Source organism: Streptomyces spiramenti (assembly GCF_012034385.1).
GTDB classification, from domain to species: domain Bacteria; phylum Actinomycetota; class Actinomycetes; order Streptomycetales; family Streptomycetaceae; genus Streptomyces; species Streptomyces spiramenti.
The window spans coordinates 1-5438 of sequence record NZ_JAAVJB010000289.1; the positions used below are offsets into that span (position 1 = coordinate 1).

The 5438-nt window shown below is 72.1% G+C and carries 7 protein-coding genes and 1 pseudogene; 2 read left to right on the forward strand and 6 right to left on the reverse strand.

Translation table 11 applies throughout. From position 1 onward, the window contains the following. From HCJ92_RS21740 to HCJ92_RS21755, 4 genes and pseudogenes are all read right to left on the reverse strand, one after another. A pseudogene (locus tag HCJ92_RS21740) lies at nucleotides 1-216 on the reverse strand (hypothetical protein); the annotation flags it as partial. A 39-nt stretch (nucleotides 217-255) separates the two neighbouring features. Beyond that, nucleotides 256-948: an aminodeoxychorismate/anthranilate synthase component II gene (locus HCJ92_RS21745; protein WP_167935314.1), complete on the reverse strand. Its 693-nt coding sequence runs from the start codon at nucleotides 946-948 to the stop codon at nucleotides 256-258. A 34-nt stretch (nucleotides 949-982) separates the two neighbouring features. After that, nucleotides 983-1141: a hypothetical protein gene (locus HCJ92_RS21750; RefSeq protein WP_167935315.1), complete on the reverse strand. Its 159-nt coding sequence runs from the start codon at nucleotides 1139-1141 to the stop codon at nucleotides 983-985. A 156-nt stretch (nucleotides 1142-1297) separates the two neighbouring features. Beyond that, a complete protein-coding gene (locus HCJ92_RS21755) occupies nucleotides 1298-1984 on the reverse strand; it encodes a DUF881 domain-containing protein (protein WP_167935318.1) in 687 nt (228 codons plus the stop codon). Between the two features lie 153 nt (nucleotides 1985-2137). Here HCJ92_RS21755 and HCJ92_RS25690 point away from each other — a divergent pair, with 153 nt between their 5' ends. Beyond that, on the forward strand, nucleotides 2138-2488 hold the full coding sequence (locus HCJ92_RS25690) for a cell division protein CrgA (RefSeq protein WP_312871404.1): 351 nt from the start codon (nucleotides 2138-2140) through the stop codon (nucleotides 2486-2488). 258 nt (nucleotides 2489-2746) lie between these two features. Here the strand turns inward: HCJ92_RS25690 and HCJ92_RS21765 are convergent, their stop codons facing one another. Together HCJ92_RS21765 and HCJ92_RS21770 are read right to left on the reverse strand one after the other, a co-directional pair. Then, nucleotides 2747-3634 carry a rhomboid family intramembrane serine protease gene (locus HCJ92_RS21765; protein ID WP_167935316.1) on the reverse strand — a complete coding sequence of 296 codons (888 nt, stop codon included), beginning with the start codon at nucleotides 3632-3634 and terminating at the stop codon, nucleotides 2747-2749. Between the two features lie 155 nt (nucleotides 3635-3789). Continuing rightward, complete coding sequence (locus HCJ92_RS21770) at nucleotides 3790-4323, reverse strand: peptidylprolyl isomerase (RefSeq protein ID WP_167935320.1); 534 nt, start codon at nucleotides 4321-4323, stop codon at nucleotides 3790-3792. A gap of 221 nt (nucleotides 4324-4544) precedes the next feature. On the opposite strand from HCJ92_RS21770, the gene HCJ92_RS21775 reads away from it, so the two are divergent. Next, nucleotides 4545-5219 carry a DUF5324 family protein gene (locus HCJ92_RS21775; protein WP_167935317.1) on the forward strand — a complete coding sequence of 225 codons (675 nt, stop codon included), beginning with the start codon at nucleotides 4545-4547 and terminating at the stop codon, nucleotides 5217-5219. Nucleotides 5220-5438 lie beyond the last annotated feature (219 nt).

The following is a 5438-nucleotide window of genomic DNA, read 5'->3' on the forward strand; positions in this document are numbered from 1 at the left end:
GCCTTGAGGCGCGCCGCCGAGCGGCCCGTGCTGCGTTTCGGCCGCCGGCGCGCCGGCGGAGCCGCCACCGGCGCCGGTGCCCGGGTCGTAGGAGCCGGGCAGCGGGTCGTTGAGCGGGTCGTGGAGCGCACCGATGGCCGCCGCGTAGTCGTCGGAGCCCGGCGTGCCGGCCGTCGGCTCCCAGCCGTTGCCGTCGCCGTGGCCCGCCGCGCTCACCGCGGGCCCCCGGTCACGCCGCCTCCCGCCGCCGGCCGGTCACGCCGCGGTCCGCTCGCTCCGGCGGTCCTCCGACCGGTGCCCGGGGCGGCCCACGACGGGGGCGAGCCCCGCGGAGCGGTCGGGCGCCTCGGTGTCGCCGCACACCGCGAGCCAGTTGGCGAGCATTCGGTGGCCGCCCTCGGTCAGGACCGACTCCGGGTGGAACTGCACGCCCTCCACCGCGAGGGTGCGGTGCCGCAGCCCCATGACGACGCCGGGGGTGCCGTCGGCTCGTTCGGTGCGCGCGGTGACCTCGAACTCCGCGGGCACGGTGCCCTCGACGACCGCGAGCGAGTGGTAGCGGGTGACCGTCAAGGGCGAGGGGAGCCCCGCGAAGACCCCGGCGCCGGTGTGGAGCACCGGCGACGTCTTGCCGTGGAGCAGCTCGGGGGCGCGGTCCACGGCTCCGCCGTGGGCCACCGCCATCGCCTGGAGTCCGAGGCAGACCCCGAAGACCGGGACACCGACCGCGGCGCAGTGGCGGACCATCTCCACGCAGACACCGGCCTGTTCGGGTGCGCCGGGGCCGGGCGAGAGGAGCACCCCGGCGAAGCCGCCCTCCTCCACGTGCTCGGGGCGGACCGCGTCGTTCCGCAGTACCTCGCACTCGGCGCCGAGCTGGTAGAGGTACTGGACCAGGTTGTAGACGAAGCTGTCGTAGTTGTCGACGACGAGCACACGGGTAGCCATAGTCGGACCGTTCCTCATTCCTGTCCCTCGGCCGTCATCCCTCGACGGTGACGTCGTTGAAGGGCAGCAGCGGTTCGGCCCAGGGGAAGACGAAGGTGAAGAGCAGGTAGACCGCACCGACGATCAGGACCAGTGAGATCAGGGACCGCACCAGGGTGTTGCCCGGCAGGTGCCGCCAGATCCAGCCGTACATGGTGGAGGGTTCCCTCTCTGTCTTCCTCGGGTGCGTGACCCTGCCGCGGGCCGCCCCGCCGGCCGCTGCGCGTGGCCGTGCGAGCCCAAGCGTACGACGCGGGGCGGTGCCGTCGGTCGGCATCGTGGTTTTGCGGCACGATCCGGACGCGGGCTCTCACTCCACGGGGGTGGCGTGCTGGAGCTCGGTCGATCCGGTGTAGCCGGGCAGGGTGACCGAGGAACGCTGGTCGACCTGCCAACCCAGCCCGTACGCCTCGACGTACAGCTGGTACAGCTCGATGGCGGGGGAGGTGTCCAGCGCCTCGCGGAGCTGCCCGGTGTCGCCGACGGCGGTGATGACGTAGGGCGGGGAGTAGAGCTGGCCCTGGAGGATCAGGGTGTTCCCGACGCAGCGCACGGCGCTGGTGGAGATGAGCCGCTGGTCCATGACCTGGATGCCCTCGGCGCCGCCGGCCCAGAGGGCGTTGACGACCGCCTGCAGGTCCTGCTGGTGGATGACGAGGTCGTCGGGGCGGGGATCACGCACGTCGGGGAGGAGCGGCACGGCGTCCGGGGGCGCGTCGGTGAGGGTGACGGTGAGGCCGTCCCCGGTGACCTCCTCCAGCCCGGCCTCGGCCTCCTGCGCGGCGAGCCGTTCGGCGCCGGCGGGGTCGGCGCCCGCGTCACGCTCGCGCAACTGCTGGACCTCGGTGCGGAGCTGGGCGGCCGTGGCCTCCAGCCGCGCGTTCTCCCGCCCGCGGTCGCGTATGAGGTCCGACATCTGGAGCAGCGAGTCGTCCGTGCGGATGTTGGAGCCGCCGGAGACGCTGAAACTGGTCCAGAAGATCAGTCCGGCCAGCATGAAGACACCTATGGTGCCCAACCGCGCCGGGCGGAAGCGGAAGTCCCCCACCGCACCCTGCTCCCTTCATCGACACTTCACGCACTACGCTATCCGAACATCCCGCACCGTGTTCTGCTGTGTGACCGCAGCGCGTAGACAGGAGAGGCTCTCGTGCCGAAGTCCCGGATCCGGAAGAAGAAGGACGGCTCCGCCGCGAAGCCCGAGAAGCAGCAGATCGGCGAGCGGAAGCTCGCAGGTGACGCGAAGGGCGACAAGGGCGACAAGGGCGACCAGAAGGTCGATCGGAAGAAGCCGCAGAAGATCGACATGCGCACCGGTGGCGGTGTGCGTCGCTGGGTGGCGCCGTTGATGCTGGCGCTGTTCGTGATCGGCCTGCTGTGGATCGTCGTGTACTACGTCGCCGAGGGCGACCTGCCGATCGGTGCGATCGGCGCCTGGAACATCGTCGTCGGGTTCGGCTTCATCGGGGCCGGCTTCGTGGTTTCCACGCAGTGGAAATAGTGGCGCCGAGTTATCCACAGGATCATCGAAGATCACAAAAGCTGTGGATAACTCGGCGGTAGCAGGGGGTTCGCGGCGCCGCCAGTGCGGCGCCGCACCCATGTTCGCCTGCGGAAACGTCACTCGAACGAAGGTTCGGAGGGTGTTGTCCACAGGGGTTGACGAACTGCGTACCGGTTGTGGATAACCACGTACCCCAGGGTGGTGACCGCAGGTCGTACCGCACGTGCGGGCGGAGGCCGCCCCGCCACCCCCGGGTCAGGTCAGCTGAAGGGTGCGCGCGACGCAGACGGCGACGAGCACCAGCACCACCAGGCCGCAGACCCCCACCTGGTACAGCGTTCGGTTGCGGCGCGGCGCGTGCACCATCCCGTAGGCGATCGCTGCCCCCGCCACCAGCCCGCCCAGGTGCGCCTGCCAGGCGATGTTCAGCCCCGGCAGGAAGGTGATCACCAGGTTGACGGCGAGTAGCACCAGGACCGGCCGCATGTCGTAGCGCAGCTTGCGCAGCAGTACCGCCAGTGCCCCGAAGAGGCCGAACACGGCGCCCGATGCGCCCAGTGAGAACTGGTTCTGCGCCGCCAGCGCGAACGAGGCCGTGGAACCGGCCAGCGCCGAGATGAGGTACAGCGCCAGGAACCGGCCGCGCCCCAGCGCCGCCTCCAGGTTCGGGCCGAGGAACCACAGCGCGAACATGTTGAAGGCGAGGTGGAAGACCGCCTGGTGCATGAAGGCGGACGTCAGCATCCGGTACCACTCGCCGGTGGCGGCGCCGATCAGTTCGGGTGAGCCGGGTGCCCAGGCGTAGCCGAGCATCGCGAAGTCGCGGATCAGCCCGAGTTCCCCGCCGCCCAGGTACTCACTGGCCTTCAGCCCCACGAAGACGGCGAGGTTGACGCCGATCAGCGTCAGGGTGACCACCCTGGTGTCGGTGCGCAGCCGGCCTCCGGCGATGGTGCGCGGCTGGGCCGCGGCGCTCTCGGCGGCGCCCTGGCGGACGCACTCCGGACACTGGTAGCCGACCGCCGCGTCGATCATGCAGTCCGGGCAGATCGGCCGCTCGCAGCGGGTGCAGTGGATGCCGGTGTCCCGCTCGGGGTGGCGGAAGCAGGCGCTCAGGCCGGGCTGCCGCTCGTGCTGCGTCATGGTGTCCTCTCGCCGCCGGGGCCGCGCGGCGCGACCCTCCGGGGTCTTCCCCGCTGGGGGCGGGGCACACGCCGGCCCCCTGAATCCTACGGATCAGGGGGCCGGATGGTTCCCGGCCGGCCCCCGGTGAGTGGGGGCCGGCGGTGTGCCGGGACTCAGCCGTCGCGGCGCTCGATCGTGACGGACTCCACCACGACGTCCTGGAGCGGACGGTCGGTGCGGGCGTCGGTCGCGGTGCCGGCGATCGCGTCCACGACCTTGCGGCCAGCGGCGTCGGCCACCTCACCGAAGATGGTGTGCTTGCCGGTGAGCCAGGTGGTGGCACCCACGGTGATGAAGAACTGCGAGCCGTTGGTGCCCGGTCCGGCGTTGGCCATCGCGAGCAGGTACGGCTTGGTGAAGGCGAGGTCGGGGTGGATCTCGTCACCGAACTCGTAGCCCGGGCCGCCGGTGCCGTTGCCCAGGGGGTCGCCGCCCTGGATCATGAAACCGCTGATGACACGGTGGAAGACCGTGCCGTCGTAGAGCTTCGTGGCGGCCTGCTCGCCCGTGGCCGGGTTGGTCCACTTGCGGGTGCCCTCCGCGAGTTCCACGAAGTTCTTCACCGTCTTCGGCGCGTGGTTCGGGAAGAGCTGGACCTCGATGGGGCCATGATTGGTCTTCAGGGTCGCGAAGAGCTGCTCGGCCACGTTGTACCTTCCGTCGTCCTTGGGCTGACCGTGCATGATCCTCCCATGCCCACGCGACACGCGGTGCCCCGGATGCCCGTTTCGCGTGCCTGAGCCGGTCGTACCCGGCATGATTTGCGTACGAGTGGACAGGCGGCACAGCGGTGCCAGGCGTCTGTTGAGACTGCTGGATGACCGCACGATGACCGCAACAGCGAACCACCGACAGGAGGGTCTGTCCCGTGAACCGCAAAGAACGCGTGCGCGCCGCCGGCGACAACGCGAGGGAGACCGCGCGTCACGCGGCGGACGTGGTGGGGCCCTACGCAGCCTCCGCCCGGGAGTCCGCGTCGCAGTACGCACACGAGGCGGGCGCCTACCTGAAGCCCCGCGCCCGGAAGGCGGCCTTCGCCGCCCGCGAGAACTACGCCTCGCACGTGGTCCCGCGGCTGGAGCAGGCCCGCCAGTCGCTCCCCGAGGGTGTCGACGAGGCCGCGGGCCGCGCCGCCGACCGCACCCGTGGCGTCGCCCGCAAGGCGCGTGCCGCGGCAGCTCCGCGGCTGGAGCAGGCCCGCGCAGCCGCGGGCCCGGCGGCCGAGAAGGCCGCCGCGCGCTCCGCCGCCGCGTACGCCGGTCTGCGGGGCGAACTCTCGGCGAAGGACGTCCGCAAGGCCGTGCGCCGCCGCCGTCGCCGTGCGGCGGCCTGGAGCGCGACCAAGTGGGTCGGCGTGGCCGGCGTTGTCGCCGGTGGCGCCTACTTGGCGTGGCGCTGGTGGGACCAGCAGGCCAACCCGGACTGGCTGGTGGAGCCGCCGGTCGCCACCGAGGTCGGGCAGGACGCCTACGCGGAGGAGCGCGGCGCGGCGGTCGACCCCGAGGTCGAGGCCAAGCAGGCCGAGGCGGACGGCGGGCGCTGAGCCCGGAGACCGATGTCCGCGGCGCACCCCGCGCGGACGCCGGTCGCCGCACGGCCGGGGGCTGCCCGGCCGAGCCGGGCCCGATCCCGGTCGCCGCGTTCGGTCGCGCCGCGGTACGCCGTGAGCGGAACGGGCCGGTGGCCGGCTCCGTCCGGCTGCCGCCGTGGGCGCGGCCGACGGCGGTTTCGCGTGAGGGCGGACCCTTTCCGGGTCCGCCCT

Coding starts and splice junctions, on each gene's coding strand:
- HCJ92_RS21765 (WP_167935316.1), bottom strand. CDS start 3,634: ATGACGCAGCACGAGCGGCAGCCCGGCCTGAGCGCCTGCTTCCGCCAC.
- HCJ92_RS21755 (WP_167935318.1), bottom strand. CDS start 1,984: ATGCTGGCCGGACTGATCTTCTGGACCAGTTTCAGCGTCTCCGGCGGC.
- HCJ92_RS21750 (WP_167935315.1), bottom strand. CDS start 1,141: ATGTACGGCTGGATCTGGCGGCACCTGCCGGGCAACACCCTGGTGCGG.
- HCJ92_RS21745 (WP_167935314.1), bottom strand. CDS start 948: ATGGCTACCCGTGTGCTCGTCGTCGACAACTACGACAGCTTCGTCTAC.